General features: G+C 58.6%; 13 protein-coding genes. 11 read left to right on the plus strand and 2 right to left on the minus strand.

Going from position 1 to position 18,624, the window contains the following annotated elements; translation table 11 throughout:
- Window positions 1-184: 184 nt before the first annotated feature.
- A complete protein-coding gene (locus AU182_RS09620; protein ID WP_066964239.1) occupies window positions 185-2,437 on the plus strand; it encodes an OsmC domain/YcaO domain-containing protein in 2,253 nt (750 codons plus the stop codon).
- A gap of 83 nt (window positions 2,438-2,520) precedes the next feature.
- Here the strand turns inward: AU182_RS09620 and AU182_RS09625 are convergent, their stop codons facing one another.
- Together AU182_RS09625 and AU182_RS09630 are read right to left on the minus strand one after the other, a co-directional pair.
- Complete coding sequence (locus AU182_RS09625; protein ID WP_066964242.1) at window positions 2,521-5,457, minus strand: pitrilysin family protein; 2,937 nt, start codon at window positions 5,455-5,457, stop codon at window positions 2,521-2,523.
- 192 nt (window positions 5,458-5,649) lie between these two features.
- Window positions 5,650-6,582 carry a porin gene (locus AU182_RS09630; protein WP_066964245.1) on the minus strand — a complete coding sequence of 311 codons (933 nt, stop codon included), beginning with the start codon at window positions 6,580-6,582 and terminating at the stop codon, window positions 5,650-5,652.
- 230 nt (window positions 6,583-6,812) lie between these two features.
- Here AU182_RS09630 and AU182_RS09635 point away from each other — a divergent pair, with 230 nt between their 5' ends.
- The 10 genes from AU182_RS09635 to AU182_RS09680 all read left to right on the plus strand — a co-directional run bounded on the left by AU182_RS09635 (window position 6,813) and on the right by AU182_RS09680 (window position 18,581).
- A complete protein-coding gene (locus tag AU182_RS09635; RefSeq protein WP_066964248.1) occupies window positions 6,813-9,425 on the plus strand; it encodes a DNA internalization-related competence protein ComEC/Rec2 in 2,613 nt (870 codons plus the stop codon).
- A gap of 174 nt (window positions 9,426-9,599) precedes the next feature.
- Window positions 9,600-10,436 carry a hypothetical protein gene (locus AU182_RS09640; protein ID WP_066964251.1) on the plus strand — a complete coding sequence of 279 codons (837 nt, stop codon included), beginning with the start codon at window positions 9,600-9,602 and terminating at the stop codon, window positions 10,434-10,436.
- A 90-nt stretch (window positions 10,437-10,526) separates the two neighbouring features.
- Window positions 10,527-11,282 (plus strand): hypothetical protein, encoded by a 756-nt coding sequence (locus AU182_RS09645; protein WP_066964254.1) that lies wholly within the window; start codon window positions 10,527-10,529, stop codon window positions 11,280-11,282.
- Between the two features lie 238 nt (window positions 11,283-11,520).
- Window positions 11,521-12,144: a MotA/TolQ/ExbB proton channel family protein gene (locus AU182_RS09650; protein ID WP_066964257.1), complete on the plus strand. Its 624-nt coding sequence runs from the start codon at window positions 11,521-11,523 to the stop codon at window positions 12,142-12,144.
- 31 nt (window positions 12,145-12,175) lie between these two features.
- Complete coding sequence (locus AU182_RS09655; protein WP_066964260.1) at window positions 12,176-12,595, plus strand: biopolymer transporter ExbD; 420 nt, start codon at window positions 12,176-12,178, stop codon at window positions 12,593-12,595.
- Window positions 12,596-12,709: 114 nt separating this feature from the next.
- On the plus strand, window positions 12,710-14,548 hold the full coding sequence (msbA, locus tag AU182_RS09660) for a lipid A export permease/ATP-binding protein MsbA (protein ID WP_066964263.1): 1,839 nt from the start codon (window positions 12,710-12,712) through the stop codon (window positions 14,546-14,548).
- A gap of 50 nt (window positions 14,549-14,598) precedes the next feature.
- Complete coding sequence (gene lpxK / locus AU182_RS09665) at window positions 14,599-15,630, plus strand: tetraacyldisaccharide 4'-kinase (RefSeq protein ID WP_066964266.1); 1,032 nt, start codon at window positions 14,599-14,601, stop codon at window positions 15,628-15,630.
- Window positions 15,627-16,400, plus strand: coding sequence for a 3-deoxy-manno-octulosonate cytidylyltransferase (gene kdsB, locus AU182_RS09670; protein ID WP_066964269.1), 774 nt, complete (start codon window positions 15,627-15,629; stop codon window positions 16,398-16,400). Before lpxK ends, kdsB begins: the two co-directional genes overlap by 4 nt.
- A gap of 92 nt (window positions 16,401-16,492) precedes the next feature.
- Window positions 16,493-17,509, plus strand: coding sequence for a UDP-N-acetylmuramate dehydrogenase (murB, locus tag AU182_RS09675; RefSeq protein ID WP_066964272.1), 1,017 nt, complete (start codon window positions 16,493-16,495; stop codon window positions 17,507-17,509).
- Between the two features lie 427 nt (window positions 17,510-17,936).
- Complete coding sequence (locus tag AU182_RS09680; protein WP_066967838.1) at window positions 17,937-18,581, plus strand: response regulator; 645 nt, start codon at window positions 17,937-17,939, stop codon at window positions 18,579-18,581.
- Window positions 18,582-18,624: the final 43 nt, after the last annotated feature.

The raw sequence follows: 18,624 nt of genomic DNA on the forward strand, positions 1-18,624 counted from the left end.
CCTATACCAGATATTCACCACAGGGTTATTCGGTGCGACGAGCGGCGATTATTGTGAAAACGCTCCCGCGAGCACAGATGATCGAGTTTGCGGCAGACGAGCTACCCTAAATTCTGCATAATGCCGCGCCGTCGCCTGACCGATACGGCAGGACACCACACACTCTCCAAATCCGGTAGTTCCCATGGAAATCAACGTCAACTTCCTTGAAAACCTGCGTCTTGAAGCCAAGTTTGACGACTTCACGGTCATTACTGACCAGCCGATCCGCTACAAGGGCGACGGTTCGGCGCCGAGCCCGTTTGACTACTTCCTGGCGTCGTCCGCCCTGTGCGCGGCCTATTTTGTGCGGGTGTACTGTCTGGCGAGGGATATCCCTACCCATAATATCCGCCTGTCGCAGAACAACATTGTCGATCCGGAAAACCGTTACAACCAGATCTTCAAGATTCAGGTGGAGCTGCCGGAGGATATTTCGGAAAAAGATCGCCAGGGGATTCTGCGCTCTATCGATCGCTGTACCGTAAAAAAAGTGATCCAGACTGAGCCGGATTTCCAGATCGAGACGGTGGAAAACCTGGCGGAGGATGCTCAGGCACTGCTGATGGCGACGCCGGAAGCCGGGCAGCAGACGTTTATTGAGGGCAAGGACCTGCCGCTCGAACAGACCATTGCCAACATGACCAGGATCCTTGCGGATCTGGGGATGAAGATCGAGATTGCCTCCTGGCGCAATATCGTGCCGCATGTGTGGTCGCTGCATATTCGGGATGCGGCTTCACCCATGTGCTTTACCAACGGCAAGGGCGCCACCAAGGAAAGTGCGCTGTGCTCGGCACTGGGGGAGTTTATCGAGCGCCTGAACTGCAACTTCTTCTACAACGATCAGTTTTTTGGTGAAGAAATCGCGAACGCGGCATTCGTGCATTACCCGAACGAGCAATGGTTTGCGGTGCCGGAGGACGATGCGCTGCCAGAGGGCATTCTCGATGACTACACGCGGGCGATTTACAATCCCGAAGGAGAGTTGGCCGGTTCCAACCTGATTGACACCAACTCCGGCCGCGGGGACCGCGGTATCTGCTCTTTGCCATTCGTGCGCAAATCCGACGGCGAGGTGGTGTATTTCCCCTCCAACCTGATTGAAAACCTGTTTCTGAGTAATGGCATGAGCGCGGGCAATACCTTGCCGGAAGCGGAGGTACAGTGTCTATCAGAAATCTTCGAACGGGCGGTCAAAAAGCAGATTCTGGAGCAGGAGCTGGCGCTGCCCGACGTGCCGGCCGAGGTGCTCGCAAAGTACCCGGATATTGTCGAGGGCATCGACGAACTGGAAAAACAGGGCTTTCCGATTCTGGTGAAGGATGCTTCGCTCGGTGGCCAGTTCCCGGTGATGTGTGTGACCCTGATGAACCCGCGCACCGGCGGTGTGTTTGCCTCTTTTGGTGCACACCCGAGCCTGCACGTGGCGCTGGAACGCAGCCTGACCGAACTGATGCAGGGGCGCAGTTTTGAAGGCCTGAACGATGTGCCGCCGCCCACGTTTAACAGTCTTGAAGTCACAGAGCCGCAGAATTTTGTCGAGCACTTTATCGACTCCACCGGTGTGGTTTCCTGGCGTTTCTTCAGTGCCAGCGCGGATTTCGAATTCGTCGAATGGGACTTTACCCCGGAAACGACGTCAGGCAACCATGCCAATACCGATACCAATGTCGATACCCATACCAATACTCATATCAATAAGAGCGAGGCCGACCGCCTATTCCGGATTCTCGAGGAGATGGGTAAAGAGGTTTACATAGCAACTTACGACGAACTGGGTGCACCGGCCTGCCGGATCCTGGTGCCGGGTTATTCCGAGGTGTACCCGGTAGAAGACCTGATCTGGGACAACACCAACAAGGCGCTGGATTACCGCGAGGATATCCTGAACCTGCACCGTCTGGACGACGCGCAGCTGGAAGACCTGGTTGAGCGTCTGGAAGAGAGCCAGATCGACAACTACGAAACCATCATCACATTGATCGGCGTGGAGTTCGATGAGAACACCGTTTGGGGCCAGTTGACCGTACTCGAACTGAAGATACTGGTTTATCTCGCCCTGCAACGCCACGAGGAAGCGCTGGAACTGGTTGAAGCCTTCCTGCAGTACAACGACAACACCGTGGAGCGGGGGCTCTTCTACCGCGCGGTGCAGGCGGTGTTGGAAATAACCCTGGACGATGAACTCGAGCTGGAAGACTTCACGTTCAACCTCGGCCGTATGTACGGCGAGGATGTCTTACAGGCCGTCATTGGGTCGGTGGACGGAACCGTGCGCTTCCACGGCCTCACACCCACCAACATGCAACTGGAAGGTCTGGACAAGCACCTGCGCCTGATCGACAGCTACAAGAAGCTGCACGCCGCCCGTGCGGCGCGCGCCCACGCCGTCTGACGGGAAAAAGGGCGCGTTATAGTGCGCAGACAGACACAAAAAAAGCGGCCGAGGCCGCTTTTTTTGTTTGGGGCCAAGCCCGTTTACAGGCTCGCTGACTCCGGTTGCGCCGGCTCCTTGTCTTCGATGACGTAACCGTCTTCGTCCAGCTCAACAATCGGCATACCCAGCGCCTCGACGCTTTCACGGATATTCGCTGCATCACCGACCACGACGATGGACATGTCCTTCGGCGTCAGCAGTCCGGTAATGACCTTGTTGAGTTTGTTGCGGTCGGTTTCCTGCAAAATCGCATTTTGCTGGCTGCGATAATCCAGCGGCAGATCGTAGCGCAGGATGCGGTTGAGCAGGCCCAGCTTGGCGCTGGGTGTCTCATAGCTACGTGCTTCCTGCTGGCCGATCGCCGAGCGCAGATAGTTGAACTCGGTTTCCGTCATGCCTTCGCGGTCGAAGGTTTCCAGTTCGGTAAGCACTTCGTTCAACGCGTCTGCGGTGGCTTCTTTCTTCACTTCAGAGCTGAACATGTACATGCCTTCCTGGGGTTCACCCAGCAAGTAGGTACGCGCACCGTAGGTGTAGCCCTTATCTTCACGCAGGTTCAGGTTGATACGGCTGTTGAAATTGCCACCCAGCGGGAAATTGCCGAGATAGGCCAGGTAGTAATCACCCAGTGCATCGTAGGGCAGGCCGTGCTGGGCAACGCGGACGCTGGATTGTGCGGCACCATCCTTGTTGACCAGGTATACGGTGCGGCCTTTGATTTCCGGCGTTTCCAGCGCAATAGCCGGTCGTACCGGTTCCGATACCTTGAGCTGAGCCAGACCGTCCAGCGACTTCACAATGGTTTCATGGGGCAGGCTGGTGCTGACCGTTACGCCACCAAAGTGTACGGGGAAGTGCGCCTTGTAGTGCGCCTTGACGTCGTCCAGGGTGATGCTGGCCACGGTGCCCGGCAGGCCGCCAGTGGGGAAGCTGAGCGGATGTTCGGGGCCGCGCATCACTGCACCCACCGCGCGGGTTGCCAGGCCTTGCGGGGTCTTGCGTGCCTGCTGCAGGCCTTCAATGGTCTGCTGCTTGATACGGGCGAAATCTTCCTCGGTAAACGCGGGCTTGAGGATGCGCTCCATCATCAGCGGTACCGCTTTGTCCAGGTGCTTGGCCAGCACGCTGAGGGTCACGGTGGTGTCGTAATCACCGGCACTGACACTGATGGAAGCACCCAGTCGCTTCAACTCCTCGGCGAACTCCGCGGCACTGCGCTCGGTGGTGGCTTCTGTCATGAGCGAAGTCATCAGTGAGGTCAGGCCGGCTTTGCCCTGGGGCTCATCCCGTTGGCCCACACCGAATACCGCCTGAACGGTGACAGTGGGCGTTTCATCATTTTGTACCGCCAGTAGCCGCACGCCATTTTTCAGCTTGCCGTCGGCAATCTTGGGCAGCTCTACCTGTGGGTTAACACCGGGGGTGGGCTGAACCGAGCGATCAAAGCTGTCTTTTACCGGGCGCAGGGCCAGTGCTTCGTCGTCATCGCCATAGCTTTCCGGAATGGTGCGTTTCCATTCGTAGTTATGTTCCGCGGCAGCGAGTTCGGGTTTGCCGTTGGGAACAATGCTCAGCAGGACGGCGGGTTTGGATGCGATGTACTGGTCGAATACGCGGGTCACATCGTCCGTTTCTACCGCGAGATACGCATTGATCTCATCGTCGATACCTTTGGGGCTGCCAGTGAAGGTTTCGAAGGCCGCCAGGGTGGATACCTTGCCGGCAACAGACTGCAGGCCAAATACGCGGTTGGATTCGTAGCCCGCTTTGAATTTCAGCAGGTCATCTTCCTTCACGCCACGCTTGGCGAATTCCAGCAGTGTATCGCGCACAGCCTGTTCCATCTCCGCCAGGCTTTCACCGGAGGCCGGGTTTTGGATGACGATGAACCACATTTCGCAGGCGAGTTCTTTACAGGAATGATTCACCGAGGCCTGCACCGCGCGGCCGGTCTGCACCAGTCGCTGGTACAGCATGGAGTCCTGGCCCTGGCCGAGAATTTCAGCGGCGGCATCCAGCGCGGGCTCATCCGCGTGGTTGCCATACACCGTCGGAATCATCATCGCCAGCGCGGGCAGATGAATGTTGTCTTCCAGTGTGACATAGCGATCTTTATCCAGCGTGGCCGGTTGCTTGGGCAGGTTTTCTACCTCGGGGCCTGCGGGGATTGGACCGAAATACTTGGCCACCCATTCCAGGGTTTTCGCCTTGTCGACGTCACCGCCGATGGTCAGTACTGCATTGTTGGGGCCGTACCAGCGCAGGAAGAACCGCTTCAGGTCGTTGAGGTCTGCGCGGTTGAGATCTTCCATCCAGCCAATAACCGGCCACGAGTAGGGGTGTCCATCGGGGTAGGTGGCCGCGTACATGGTTTCAAGGGCGCGCCCGTAGGGGCGGTTGTCCACGCGCTGGCCGCGTTCATTCTTTACGGTTTCCCGCTGTACTTCGAATTTCTCTTCCGTCACCGCATCCAGGAACACGCCCATGCGGTCGGCCTCGAGCCACAGCACGGTTTCGAGCTGGTTGGCGGGCACGGTTTCGTAGTAGTTGGTACGGTCGGTATTGGTGGTACCGTTCAGGGTGCCGCCGGCTTCCTGAATGAGGCGGAAGTGTTCCTCGTCGGCCACGTTCACCGACCCCTGGAACATCATGTGTTCGAAGAAGTGGGCGAAGCCGGAGCGACCCGGATCTTCACGGTTGGAACCCACGTGGTAGGTGACATCTACATGTACCAGAGGGTCGGATTTGTCTTCGTGCAGGACGACGGTCAGGCCGTTGGCAAGCTTGTACTTGCTGTAGGGAATGGCGATCTCGGCGCCATCGCCGTCGAAGGTTTCAACCAGGGTGACACCTGCAGGAAGTGTCTCGGCGGATGCCGAAGCGGATGGTTCCGTGGAGGACTGGGTGGTGCCCACGTCCTTGCCGCAGGCTACCAGTAGCGCAGCGGCGAAAATGAGGGCGAATTTTGTTCGATCCATTATTAGGTGACTCCATGTGCTGTGAAAACGCCCTGATGCTACCACAGCTCAACGCGCAACACGGCGCCGCTTTGATTACACGCAGTCACACCGGAAAACGAGGCCCTTCGGGAATGCAGTCACCCCCGAAAATAGAAAAAGGGCGCACTGTTTAGTGCGCCCTTTTTGTGGGTTGCCTGAGTCGAGTCTGAATCAGAACTTGAGCTCGGTACCTACGCCGAAGTAGCTGCGCTCGTAATCGTCAGCCGCGGTTTCGTCGGTGTAGAAACCGAACACCTTGGTGGCGCTGGACAGTTTGTAATCCAGGCCCAGGCTGAAGGTTTCGCCGTCGGTTTTCACGATGTCGGACTGGCCATACTGTGCCTTGGCGGTCCAGCTGTCGATTTTGTAGGCTACGGAAGTAACCCAGCCGTCTTGTGTGCTGTTGTCGGCTTTTTCCTGCTCTTCGTACAGACCGCCAACCTGCAGGTTGCCGAAGTTGTACTGTGCAACTACGCGGTTAACACTCCAGTCGTTACCTTCAACGTCCTGATCGTAGGCGTAGGCCAGGTACACGCCGTTGTTGTCGTAGGCGAAGGAGATGGATGTGCCGTTGTCACGGGTGTCGATTACGTTGCCTTCGTCATCCAGCAGCTCGGCTTCTTTGTTGCTGATGTAGGCTGCAGCGACCTTGAAACCACCGAACGACGGGGTGGTGTACTGCATGGCATTGGAAGGACGGTTGTCGCTCTTGGACACCATGCTCTTGATATCGCCTTCCAGGTCGTTGAACAGGTCCACTTTCTTCTGTGCGACTTTCAGCGGGGAGTCGAATTTGCCGCCGATGATCTGGCCGAAGCCGCCTTCGAGGCCGGCGTAGATGTTACGCTGGCTGAAGGTGTCGCCTTCACCGTCCATGTTGACCTGGAATTCCATTTTGTAGATGCCTTTGATACCGCTCTCCAGAGGCAGCTCACCTTTCACACCCAGGCGGGATGCGTTGCTGGATACGTCAGTAACGGTACCGTTACCCTCGTCTTCAGACTGGAAAGACACGTTGGCCTTGCCGTAATAATCGAAGACTTCGGCTTGGGCGAAGGTCGGAAGTGCTGCAGCCATAGCCAGGGAAATCGCGGTTTTTTTCATGATTGCTCTCGTAACCAAGGGTTGAAAAAAGAATTGACGTTGTGTGTTCTTCAGATGCGGCGCAGTTTGCTGTACGAATGTTACAAAGATGTGAAAGATGAAAAAGATTTGAATCTTTTGTGACGAAAGGGTCGAAAAATAGTCAGTAATGGCTGTTTGGCGTGGTTGAATCAGCAAAAATCCACAGGGAAAGGGGGGTTGATCGACATGGACAGTCGACAGTGACAGGGATGAATCCGGGTGTTCGCACAGGTGTTTCCGCGGCACTCTGGGCCTGCGCCGTGGGTATCGGGCAGGTGGCTTTCTGGCCCCGGTTGCCGGGCACCGCGGACTTGGCGGGCGGCGGTTTACTGGCGCTGGCCGCCATTGGCCTGCTCGCCCTGACTACCCGCGGAAGGGACCATTGCGGCGGATGGCGAACACGTGCGGTCCGAATGTTATTGCCTTTTTTACTGGGTAGCTGCTGGGGCCTGCAGTCGAACCACCGGGCGCTGGACCAGCGGTTGCCTCCGGATCTGCACGGTACCGATCACGACGTGCGCGTTGAGTTGACTTCCCTGGTCAGGGCTACGCCTGCCGCCTCCCGGTTCGGACCGCCGGTTGCGGGGGCCAGCGGATATCAGGATGCGCGTTTCCGGGCGCGGATCGTCCATGCAGACGACCCGCGTTTGCACAACCGCACGTTGCAACTGGGCTGGTATCGGGTAGCGCCGGCCGATGCCGCGCGCCTTACCAGCGGCAGCCGCTGGCAAATGCGTGTGCGGTTGAAGGAGCCACGGGGCAGCGTTAATCCGCATACCTTTGATTACGAGGCGTGGTTACTGGAGCAGGGGCTGTTTGCCACTGGCTACGTGCGCGATCGGGACCAATCACCCATTCATATCGCTCCGGGATCCGGGGTGGGTGCGCTGCGCGATAGCCTGCGTCGCCAACTATCGCAACCGGCCGCACAGGGCTCGGGATACACCGAGGCGCCGCTTATCCGCGCACTGCTGCTCGGCGACCGCAGTGACATCGACACCCGGACGCAAGCCTTGTTGCAGCGTACCGGCACGGCCCACTTGCTGGCGATTTCCGGACTCCATGTGGGTATGGTGGCTGGAGCTTTCTTCTTGCTCGGCTGGTTCTTCGGGCGACTTTTCGGTGCCTTTACTGGTGGACGATGGTGCAGCCCGTTGACCATCGCCGGGTTTGCCGGGCTCTCGGGGGCTCTCGGCTACACACTGATTAGCGGAGCCCCGTTGTCTGCCCAGCGGGCGCTGCTGATGACGGCAGTGGCCATGGTTACACTGCTTTTCCGACGGAGGATCGATGGGCAACTGACGCTTGCCCTGGCGGTATGCGGCGTTCTGTTGTGGCAGCCACTGGCGGTATTGAATGCCGGGTTCTGGCTGTCGTTTATCGCCGTTGCGGCGCTGCTGTTACGTTTCCAAGGGCGTTTGAACTTGGGGCCGGTCAGCGAATCGGCGAGTACCAGCGCGAGTCCAGCGGGCGCTCGGACGAGAGGTGCGGGAACACGATTGCAAGCGCTGCGCACCTGGCTGCGCACCTGGATGGTTAATGGGGTGCACAGCCAGTGGGCCATTTTCCTCGCCTTGCTGGTGCCATCCGTACTGATCTTCCATGGCATCAGCCTGAGTGGCCTGCTGATCAATCTGGTGGCGATTCCCTGGGTAGGACTGTCGATCCTGCCGCTGATCCTGTTGGGTGCCTTGTGTCCGGTGGTGCCGCTGAAGACGGTGCTTTGGACACTGGCCGATATGCAGCTCTCCTGGCTGCTGACGTTCTTCGAATGGCTTGATGGCATTGCGCCGGGCTGGCAGGTGCTGCCCGTGCCCGGCCCCTGGTTGTCGGCACTGCTGGTGCTGAGTGCGCTGGCGTTGCTGCTGCCGAAGGGCGTGCCGGGCAGGGGGCTTGGCCTGCTGTGCTTTCCGGTGATCGCAGTTGGCGCCACACCCTGGCAGCGTCCAGCGCCGGCCACGTTCGAGCTCGCGGTACTGGATGTGGGGCAGGGGCTCGCGGTGACGGCGACCACCACCCAGCACACCGTGATCTTTGATACCGGCGCCAGTACCGCGAGCGGCTGGAGTGCCGGCGCCGGTATTGTCGCGCCGTATTTGCGGGCGCAGGGGCGGTCCAGCGTCGACGGATTGATTGTCAGTCACGGGGATCGTGATCACGCCGGTGGCGCTGCCGGGGTAATGGCAATGCTGGCAGTAGACCAGCTGTTTGCGCCGGGGCGCCTCGGTCAGCGGCTGCTGGGTCGCGCAACCCCGGATATTGCGGAACCGCTACCGCTTGTTACCGGCATGCAACCTTGTGTGGCGGGCGGTTCGGTGCAGTTTGGTGAGCTCACCGTACGCTGGATGTGGCCGCTGTCACCTGCGCTCAACGGTGAGGAGAATGACCACAGTTGTGTCGGTCTGCTGACCTGGCGAGATACCCGAGTACTGTTGACCGGCGATATTTCCCGCGCGGTAGAAATCCAGTTGGCTGCGCTCTATCCCGACTTTCTCCCCGTTGATGTTCTGGTGGCACCGCACCACGGCTCGCGCACTTCTTCCTCGCCGGCACTGCTCAACTGGGCGGCCCCGCAGCGGGTGGTCTTCAGCACAGGTTATCGACACCATTTTGGTCATCCCCATCCGGCGGTTGTATCCCGATACCGCGCACTGGGTGCCGAGCTTTTCAATACCGCCGACCTTGGGGCCGTTCAGTTTTACTGGCAACAGAGCAGTACTGAGCCGCGGGTGGCCTGTGCTCGTGATACTGCGAAGTTCTGGCGCCCATCCCGAGTGGAGGACGGGTGCAGTCAGGTTCAGACCGTTGATCGGCCAGGTTGATCTGCAGCAGCACACGTCCTACATGTCGTGGAATGCACAGAGTAAATGCGGACCGAGTCTAGAATTTCGGCGCGCGAGTGGTTACCGCTGACTTTTGAGAGATCGCGCACTGTGCCATAGGCATAAACTGGTACGGTTCCATCACTAATGAATCCCGGATGTATGGCGTATTGTATGAAAATTAGTCGGCTCGCGAAGGCAATGGTCATTGCCAGTGGCGTTTCTGTGAGTATTTCTGTGAGTGTTGCCGTGAATGCGGCAGATTGGAAGTACTCCCTGGGTACCGATGTGAGCAGTGGCGATTACGGTGATACGGCTGCGACCGATATCGTGTCTGTGCCCTTTACTGCCAGCTACTCCCCCTCGGCCAACTGGACATTCAAGGCGTCACTTCCCTGGATTTCGGTCGAGGGCCCTGGTGGCGTGATCCCGGGCGGGGATGGCGGTTTTGTGGTTGGCCCCGGTAATGGCAACGGGAACGGCAACGGTGGCAATCAGACGCCGGATGCGCCACTGCGCACCAAGCAATCCGGGTTGGGTGACCTCTGGCTCACCGGCACTTACAGCCTGGAGCCCATTGGCAACCGCTATTTCGTTGACCTTTCTGGTAAGTACAAGGTGCCTCTTGCCGATGAGGACCAGGGGCTAGGCACGGGTGAGACCGATTACACCCTGCAGGCGGAGGTGTTCACCGCCATAGACAACTTCACCCCCTTCGTCACCGTGGCTAGAAAGATCAAGGGTGATCTGCCGGACGTCGAGTTACGCAACGTCTGGTACACCTCTATTGGCTCCGGCTACCGCCTGAGCGATGCCGCCAGCATCGGCGCTTCACTCGACTATCAGCAGGCCGCCACCGACACCAGTGACCCGCAAACCGAAATCTTTGGTTACTACAGTCATAAACTCAGTAACCAGTGGACGGGCATGCTGTATGGCTACATCGGGCTTGCGGACGGCAGCCCGGATCAGGGGTTCGGTATCCAGGTCAGTTACCGCCCGGCAAATTAATTGATTCCCCGGTTGCGCGGGGGGAGTGGTAAGTCCAAAGGGCTGGCCTCTCGCGGTGCCGAAACAGTCTTCCATCAAGGAGAATAAGCGATGAAGATTCCATTTAAGTCCACAGCGCTGGCCGCAGCACTTACCGCGATGGCGACCGTACCCCTGGTTTGGGCCGATGACGACATGCCAGACACCGGTGATGTTGAAGTGGTTGAGGTAGCTGAAACCGTGCCTGCCGAGCGTATTGCCGGCATCTTCGCAGATTTTTTTGGTGAAGAATCCCAAAGTATCGTGTCTGGCCTACGCGACGGCAGTATCCAGTACGTGGAGCCGCTCCCTGAGGGAGACGGTACTGAGGCGGACGGCGGCAGCGACTCTTCGGTAGAGGCCGGCACGGATGAAGTACCGGATGTGGAAGAGGGTGCGGAAGCGAACACCGGTATGGGCTATGGCAATGTGCTGATTACCATGGCACTTGCTGAGCAACTGGCCGGTATCTCTCTGGCAGACGCGGCTGAAGGCGAGGAGGGGCTGTCTGCCCAGGAGTCGCTGAATGAGGTGCTGAGAATGCGTCAGGTGGACGGCATGGGCTGGGGGCAGATCGCCAAATCCATGGGTGTAAACCTGGGTGAGATCATGAGCGGCATCCATTCCAACCGCCCCGATCGCACCGCGCAGCTGGAGCGTCGCGACGCGGCGCGCGCAGAGAAGAAGGAAATGCGTGAGATGGCCCGCGCCGAACGTGTGGCCAAGCTGGATCGCCCGGAGAAACCGGCGCGCCCCGAGAAGGCCGAGCGTCCCGAGAAGCCGGAGCGCCCGGAGAAGCCCCAGCGCCCTGAGCGCCCCGGCAAGTAAGCCGCGCGCACCTGTAGTTTGCACAGCCGCCTTCGGGCGGCTGTCTGCGTTTTGGGCTGTGCACATCCGGGCACCATTGTGCCACCGGGTTCACAGCCACAAAAAAAGATAACAATCAGGCACTTAGCTGCCGACCAGAGCTGTGGTAGAGTTTCAGGCCACGGTGCCCGCTGCAATTGACTCGGTCGCCGAACACTAAGAAACCATAAAAATCCCGTACGCAGTCTGGGGCACAAACGTGTTAGAAATCATCAAATCCGGCGGTTGGCTGATGCTGCCAATCCTGCTTTGTTCTGTCGCTGTCATCGCCATTTTCATCGAGCGTCTGTGGACGCTCAACGAGCGCAAGATCGCGCCACGCGCGCTGCTCGGAGAGGTCTGGACCAGCCTGAAAAGCAATCAGCTCACCACGGAAAAGATTAAGGAACTGCGTGATTCGAGCCCTCTGGGCCGTATTTTTGCCGCCGGGCTCGCGAACTCCAGGCACGGCCGCGATGTAATGAAAGACAGTATCGAAGAGGCCGCCAGCCAGGTGGTGCACGAGCTGGAGCGCTTTCTCAATGTGCTGGGCACCATCGCGGCGGTGGCACCGCTGATCGGCCTGCTGGGGACCGTCGTCGGCATGATCCAGGTATTTACCGCGATTATGCTCGAGGGCACCGGCAACGCTGGAGTACTGGCCGGCGGTATCTCGCAGGCCCTGATTACCACCGCAGCGGGGCTCAGTGTGGCGATTCCCGCCCTTATGGCGCACCGTTACTTTCAGCGCCGCGTGGACTCCATCGTGGTGACCATGGAGCAGGAAGCCGTCAAACTGGTGGATGCTCTGCACAGCGACCGCCGCATCGAAGCGGCGGCCTGAGCGCGCTCGACGACAGATTCAGGAGCGCTCAATGCAATTTCGCCGCCAGAATACCGAGCAGGACGGGGTAAACCTCACACCACTGATTGATGTGGTGTTCCTGCTGCTGATCTTCTTTATGGTGTCTACCACCTTTACCAAGGAAAGCCATCTCAAGCTGAATCTTCCGGAGGCCGCGGGTCCGCAGGCAGAAACCCCGCCTTCCACCATCGAAGTGCTGATCAATGCCGACGGCTCTTACTCCGTGGATGGCCGGGCCCTGATCAACAAGAAGTTGGCCACACTCAAATCTGCACTGTCGGAAGTGTCCGGCGGCGAGTACAATCGCCCGCTGATCATTACCGCAGATGCCACCGCTCAACATCAGGCGGTGGTTCGTGCTATGGATGCCGCGGGGCAGCTGGGATTTGTACACCTCAGCATTACTACCCGGCAGCCGGACGAACAGTAATCTATAAAGTGTTTAACTGCCGGGCGTGGCACATGCTGCGTGTGCGGTGCATTCGGGGCGGCAGACAGGCCGCTCGCCGTTGCATTGAGCAGAGAACACGCTGCCAAGATATTTATGGATAAATCTTCCCAGCCGGTGCTGAAGCCCCGGCACGGTGCCAAGACCTATCGCCGTCTCCTCTCATATGCCATCCCCCAGTGGCCGCTGTTTGTGGTCGCTGTATTCGGCTTCCTGCTGTTTTCCAGTATGGAAGTGGTGCTGATCGCGGTCACCGAGCTGCTGCTGGATGCCGTGGGTGCCGGCATTGAGCAGGGCAAAGGGTTTCTCTCCCGCTATGTGGCCGGATTCTTCCCCGGTGGCATCATGCCGCAGGAAACCGCGCGCTGGCTGGTGCCTTCGGCCATGCTGGTCATCATTATCCTGCGGGCCATTGGTAATTTCATCGGCAGCTACGGGCTCGCCTATGTGGCCCGGGCGGTCATTCACCAGCTTCGCTCCGAGCTGTTCGAGCATATCGGGCAGCTGCCCAGTAGCTACTTTGACCGTTACACCGGCGCTTTCCTGATTTCCAAGGTTGCCTACAACGTCGAGCAGGTGACCAACTCGATCACCAAGGCGCTGCGGACCCTGATCCGCTCGTCGTTCACGGCCATCGGTCTTCTAACCTACCTGCTGCTGGTGAACTGGAAGCTCACGCTCACCTTCTTTCTGTTCGTGCCGATCATCGCCGTGATCGTCGCCATTGTCGGACGGCGCTTTCGGAAACTTAGTCACCGTATCCAGAACACCATGGGCGATGTTACTCACGTCACCCAGGAAGCCATCAATGGCTATGAAGTGGTGCGTATGTACGGCGGCCGCAAGTACGAGAACGCGCGCTTTCAATCGGCGAGTAACGCCAATCGCCAGCAGTTTATGAAGCTGGTTGTGGCCGACAATGCGAGTGTTTCGGTCATCCAGACCCTGGTGGGCCTGGCTACCGCCGTACTGGTGTGGTTTGCACTGGCACCCGGCATGGTGGAGTCCATGACTGCGGGGGTGTTCGCGTCGTATATCGGGGCGGCGGCGTCGCTGGCGAAACCTATTCGCAACCTGTCCGAGGTGTATGCGGAAATCCAGAAAGGGATCGCCGCCGCGGAAAGTATTTTTGAAGTGTTTGATACCCCCAAAGAGTCGGCAGGTGGCCAGCTGGCATTGCCCAAGCCGGTTACTGGAACAGTCACCTTCGAGCACCTGGTCTTCCGCTATAACGAGGACGGCCCGGATGTGCTGGCCGATATCGACTTCACTGTGCAGGCGGGGCAGACAGTGGCACTGGTGGGGGCATCCGGCTCGGGCAAGAGCACACTGGTGAGCCTGCTGTCACGGTTTTACGAGCCCACCGCGGGGCGGATTCTGCTGGATGGTGTCGATATTACCCAGGTGCCGGTTTCTGAGCTGCGGGCGCAGATCAGCCTGGTTTCGCAAAATATTGTCCTGTTCAACGATACCGTCTTTCGCAACATTGCCTACGGTGAGCTGGAAGGTAAGTCGGAAGCCGAAGTTCAGCGCGCGGTCGATCTGGCCCACGCACGGGAGTTCATCGACGAGTTGCCCGAGGGGCTCAACACGGTGCTCGGGGATAATGCCCAAATACTGTCGGGCGGCCAGCGCCAGCGCCTGGCGATTGCGCGGGCACTGCTTAAAGACTCCCCGCTGTTGATTTTGGACGAGGCCACTTCCGCCCTGGACAACGCGTCGGAGCGGCATATCCAGGCGGCGCTGACGGAAGTGATGAAGAACCGGACCACCTTTGTGATCGCGCACCGGCTGAGTACGATCGAGAATGCGGATTGCATCCTGGTGATGGATCAGGGGCGCATCGTGGAAAGTGGCTCCCACCGCGAGCTGTTGGCACAGCGTGGCCGCTACGCGGCGTTGCTGCAGCAGCAGTCCGGCGGTGTGCTCGAATGACATCTTGGTGGACGATATAACTCATAACAGGGACAGGAGCGCATCGAGCCATGTCGCTTGAAAACTGGTTAAACAAACGTTGGTATCCCGCCGTAGACGGCGGCAGTGACAGCAGCATGCCGCTGCCCCTGCTCGCGCCCCTGGAGCTGGTTTTTCGTCACGGTAGCCGCCTGCGCAAGCTGCGCAATCCGCCGGAGCCACTGCCGGTACCAGTGATTGTGGTGGGTAACATCACCGTGGGCGGTGCAGGGAAAACCCCGCTGGTTGCCGAGCTCGGCCGCTGGCTACAGGAGCGCGGACACAAGCCCGGAATTATCAGCCGTGGCTACGGCGGGCGCGCCAAATATTACCCCTACAACGTCACCGCTCAGTCACACCCTTTGGAGTCCGGTGATGAACCGCTGATGCTGCACCTCATGACCGGCCTGCCGGTGATGGTTTCGCCCAAGCGGGCGGAGGCGGCGAGGGCGCTGATCGATCAGCACGGTTGCGACGTGATTCTGTCGGATGATGGTCTGCAGCATTATGGCCTGTGGCGCAGCATGGAAATTTGCGTGGTGGACGGCCAACGTGGGCTTGGCAACGAGCATCTGTTGCCCCGTGGGCCCCTGCGTGAATCCCCGGAAAGACTCGACAGTGTCGACATGGTGGTCGTCAATGGGGCGCCCGTCCCGATGACAGAATCTCAGTGCGGTGACAAGGCGGACTTCGTGATGGAGTTGGAGCCCGCGTTGTGGCATCAATTCAATCTTGATCAGACATCGACGCTCAAACTGGCGTCCGGGCCGGAGGTTGGGCCTTGCCATGGCGTCGCCGCCATCGGAAACCCCCAGCGCTTCTTTAACGCGCTTAGGCAGCTTGGCTACGCGGTAATGGAAATGCCGTTTCCCGATCACCACCAGTACTCCCAGCAGGAGTTGCAACTGGACGGGGAGACCCCGGTCATCATGACCATGAAAGACGCGGTCAAGTGCCGCGACTTCTGGCAAAGCCACTGGTGGGCCCTGGAGGCCAGGGCGCAGCTGCCAGACCTGTTTTATCAACGCATTCACCATCACCTTGAGAGTTTCCAGCCCGCATGACCGATTCCAGCAACCCTGAATTTGACGTCATCATTCCCGCCCGATTTGGCTCCAGCCGCCTGCCGGGCAAGCCGTTGGCAGACATTGCCGGCAAGCCGATGGTACAGCGGGTATTTGAGCGTGCGCAGGCGAGTGCCGCTCAGCGAGTGATTGTGGCGACGGACGATGCGCGTGTTGCGGATACCGTGCGGGGATTTGGTGGTGAGGTGTGCATGACCAGCCCTGACCACGCCTCCGGTACTGACCGCCTGCAGGAAGTGGCGACCATTCTCGGGGTCGCAGATGATCGTATTCTGGTGAATGTGCAGGGGGATGAACCCTTGATTCCGCCCGCAGTAATCAATCAGGTGGCGCGCAACCTGGCAGAAAACACCGCCGCGGGCGTTGCCACATTAGCGGAACCTATTTTGTCGGCAGACGATTTTTTAAATCCTAATATCGTCAAGGTGGTGACCGAGGGTTCCGGCCTCGCACGCTATTTCTCCCGTGCGCCCATCCCTTGGCCAAGAGACGCATTTTCGGTGGACCGGCAGTCACTGCCTGCCGGGCTGAATCCGCGCCGCCATATTGGCATCTATGCTTACCGGGCGGGTTTGCTGAACCTGTTTGTCAGTTGGCCGATGGCGCCGATTGAGCAGTTCGAGGCTCTGGAGCAACTGCGGTTCCTGTACAACGGCCATGGGATTCATGTGGCCGATGCCTGCGAAGAGGTACCCGGCGGCGTCGACACCGCGCAGGATCTCGAGCGGATGCAAGCGTACTTTGGCTGACCGAATGACTGCAGTACGCCTTGTCTTCGCAGCTGTATGGCAGCGGCCGTAGCGGCGACGCCAATCCGCCCCTGGGATTAGACCGGTATCCAATGATTCAGCCTGACGTAGATTTACAGCCCTATAACACCATGACGATTGCCGCGCGTGCGAAGTACTTCTGCGCAGCAACCTCATTGGATGAAGTGCGGGAGGCGTTACAGTTTGCCCGCGAGCAGGGGCTTCCGATATTGCCCCTGGGCGGTGGCAGCAACATTGTATTAACCGCTGACTTCCCAGGCCTGGCGCTGCATCTTGGTATGCAGGGGCTCGAATTTGAGCCTGCCGGTGATGGTGTCCGAATCCGCGCATCCGCCGGGGAAAACTGGCATCAGCTGGTCATGAAAAGTGTCGAGCTTGGCTACGGTGGGCTGGAAAACCTCGCGTTGATTCCCGGCAATATTGGTGCCGCCCCCATTCAAAATATTGGTGCCTATGGCGTCGAGTTGAAAGATACCTTTGAACGCCTCACCGCAATCGATGTGCGCACCGGCGAGCTTGTTTCTTTCACGGCTGAGCAGTGCAAGTTCGGCTATCGCGACAGTATTTTTAAGGGGCCGGCGAAAGACCAGTATCTGATCTGCGAGGTGGTGCTCAAGCTACCCGGTGATTGGCAGCGTCACATTGCCTACCCCGCGTTGCAGCAGTATTTTTCCGAACATGGTTTTCCACTTGATCAGCTTACCCCGGCGCAGGTCGCCGCCGCGGTGATCGATATCCGCAACAGCAAGTTGCCCAATCCGGTAGAGATTCCCAACGCTGGCAGTTTCTTCAAGAACCCGGTAGTGGATGAAAGTCTCTATCATTCGCTCAAGGCCGAGCATCCGGAACTGGTTGCTTTCACTGCCGCAGACGGTTGGAAGCTGGCCGCCGGCTGGTTGATTGATCAGGCCGGTTGGCGGGGCTTTTCCAGAAATGGGGTAGGGGTGCATGATCGCCAGGCGCTGGTGCTGGTCAACCCCGGGCACCGGTGTGGCAGCGAAGTGATTAACCTGGCCGGAGAGATCGCCCGTGATGTACAAAAAAAGTTTGGCGTAACTCTTGAACCCGAGCCGAGGTTTTATCCCTGACCCGGTGTCTTTCGAATCTCAGGCTGAATGACCCTTTTGGACTATTTTTCCACGGTTTTTTTGGAACGAAAATGAGTCCCATTACCGAGAGTCACGGCACCGCCATTATTTCCCCCAACGAATTTCGCCGCTGAACCGGAGCCAAAGCCGGCACGCGTGAACTGCGCGGATGATTCAACTGGTTCTGGTTTGCTGGCGTTATTTTATTTTGCAGAATGGGCAAAATTTTCCTGTTTCCTCTCCGTGCTCCATCGGCGAACCCGCTTTGCACCACGACGTTTGTCTGGTATGTTCACGGAGGGCTCTGTGGATGGATCTTTGCGGGCTTAACCCGCTGAGCAATAACAAAAAACACGGTTTTGTGCAGGACAGATTTAGTAGGAAATTCTTGCGCAAGGCTGACTGAAAATCCGTGGTTGGGGCTAATTTGATAAAAGTCTTAGTGGTAGACGATCACGACCTGGTGCGAATGGGTATTTCGCGCATGTTAGGTGACGTCGACGATATCCAAGTAGTTGGCGAGGCCAAGAGTGGTGAAGACGCCATTGCCTTCGTCCGGGAGACAGCGGTAGACGTCATTCTCATGGACGTTCGCATGCCCGGCATGGGAGGGCTCGAAGCCACCCGCAAGCTCATTCCTCGCTTTCCTCAGGCGAAGGTTATCGCGGTGAGTGCGCTCGACGACGACCTCTTCCCGAGTCGCCTGATTCAGGCTGGTGCTTCTGGCTATGTGACCAAGGGTGCCGATCTCGAGGAGATGGTCAGGGCGATTCACTCGGTCGTTGCCGGGGAAACCTACATTAGTAGCTCCATGGCCACCAAATTGGCTCTGCGCAGTGTGAGTGGCGGCGGATCCCCGTTTGAGGATCTTTCGGAGCGAGAGCTGCAGACCGCGGTGATGATCGTGAATGGCAACAAGGTTGCAGAGATTGCTGAGACACTTTCGGTCAGTCCGAAAACGGTCAACACCTACCGATACCGAATTTTTGAGAAGCTCGGCTTGCATTCTGATGTGGAGCTCACGCTTCTGGCGGTCAAACACAACGTCCTGGACCCGGAAGAGGCGGTTTAATTTGCCTTAAACTGCGATTGGGCATGCCGCAACCGTGGCATAA

This window comes from Microbulbifer sp. Q7 (genome assembly GCF_001639145.1).
In the GTDB taxonomy this organism is placed as follows: Bacteria; Pseudomonadota; Gammaproteobacteria; order Pseudomonadales; family Cellvibrionaceae; genus Microbulbifer.

Coding starts and splice junctions, on each gene's coding strand:
- AU182_RS09620 (WP_066964239.1), top strand. CDS start 185: ATGGAAATCAACGTCAACTTCCTTGAAAACCTGCGTCTTGAAGCCAAG.
- AU182_RS09625 (WP_066964242.1), bottom strand. CDS start 5,457: ATGGATCGAACAAAATTCGCCCTCATTTTCGCCGCTGCGCTACTGGTA.
- AU182_RS09630 (WP_066964245.1), bottom strand. CDS start 6,582: ATGAAAAAAACCGCGATTTCCCTGGCTATGGCTGCAGCACTTCCGACC.
- AU182_RS09635 (WP_066964248.1), top strand. CDS start 6,813: ATGAATCCGGGTGTTCGCACAGGTGTTTCCGCGGCACTCTGGGCCTGC.
- AU182_RS09640 (WP_066964251.1), top strand. CDS start 9,600: ATGAAAATTAGTCGGCTCGCGAAGGCAATGGTCATTGCCAGTGGCGTT.
- AU182_RS09645 (WP_066964254.1), top strand. CDS start 10,527: ATGAAGATTCCATTTAAGTCCACAGCGCTGGCCGCAGCACTTACCGCG.
- AU182_RS09655 (WP_066964260.1), top strand. CDS start 12,176: ATGCAATTTCGCCGCCAGAATACCGAGCAGGACGGGGTAAACCTCACA.
- msbA (WP_066964263.1), top strand. CDS start 12,710: ATGGATAAATCTTCCCAGCCGGTGCTGAAGCCCCGGCACGGTGCCAAG.
- lpxK (WP_066964266.1), top strand. CDS start 14,599: ATGTCGCTTGAAAACTGGTTAAACAAACGTTGGTATCCCGCCGTAGAC.
- kdsB (WP_066964269.1), top strand. CDS start 15,627: ATGACCGATTCCAGCAACCCTGAATTTGACGTCATCATTCCCGCCCGA.
- murB (WP_066964272.1), top strand. CDS start 16,493: ATGATTCAGCCTGACGTAGATTTACAGCCCTATAACACCATGACGATT.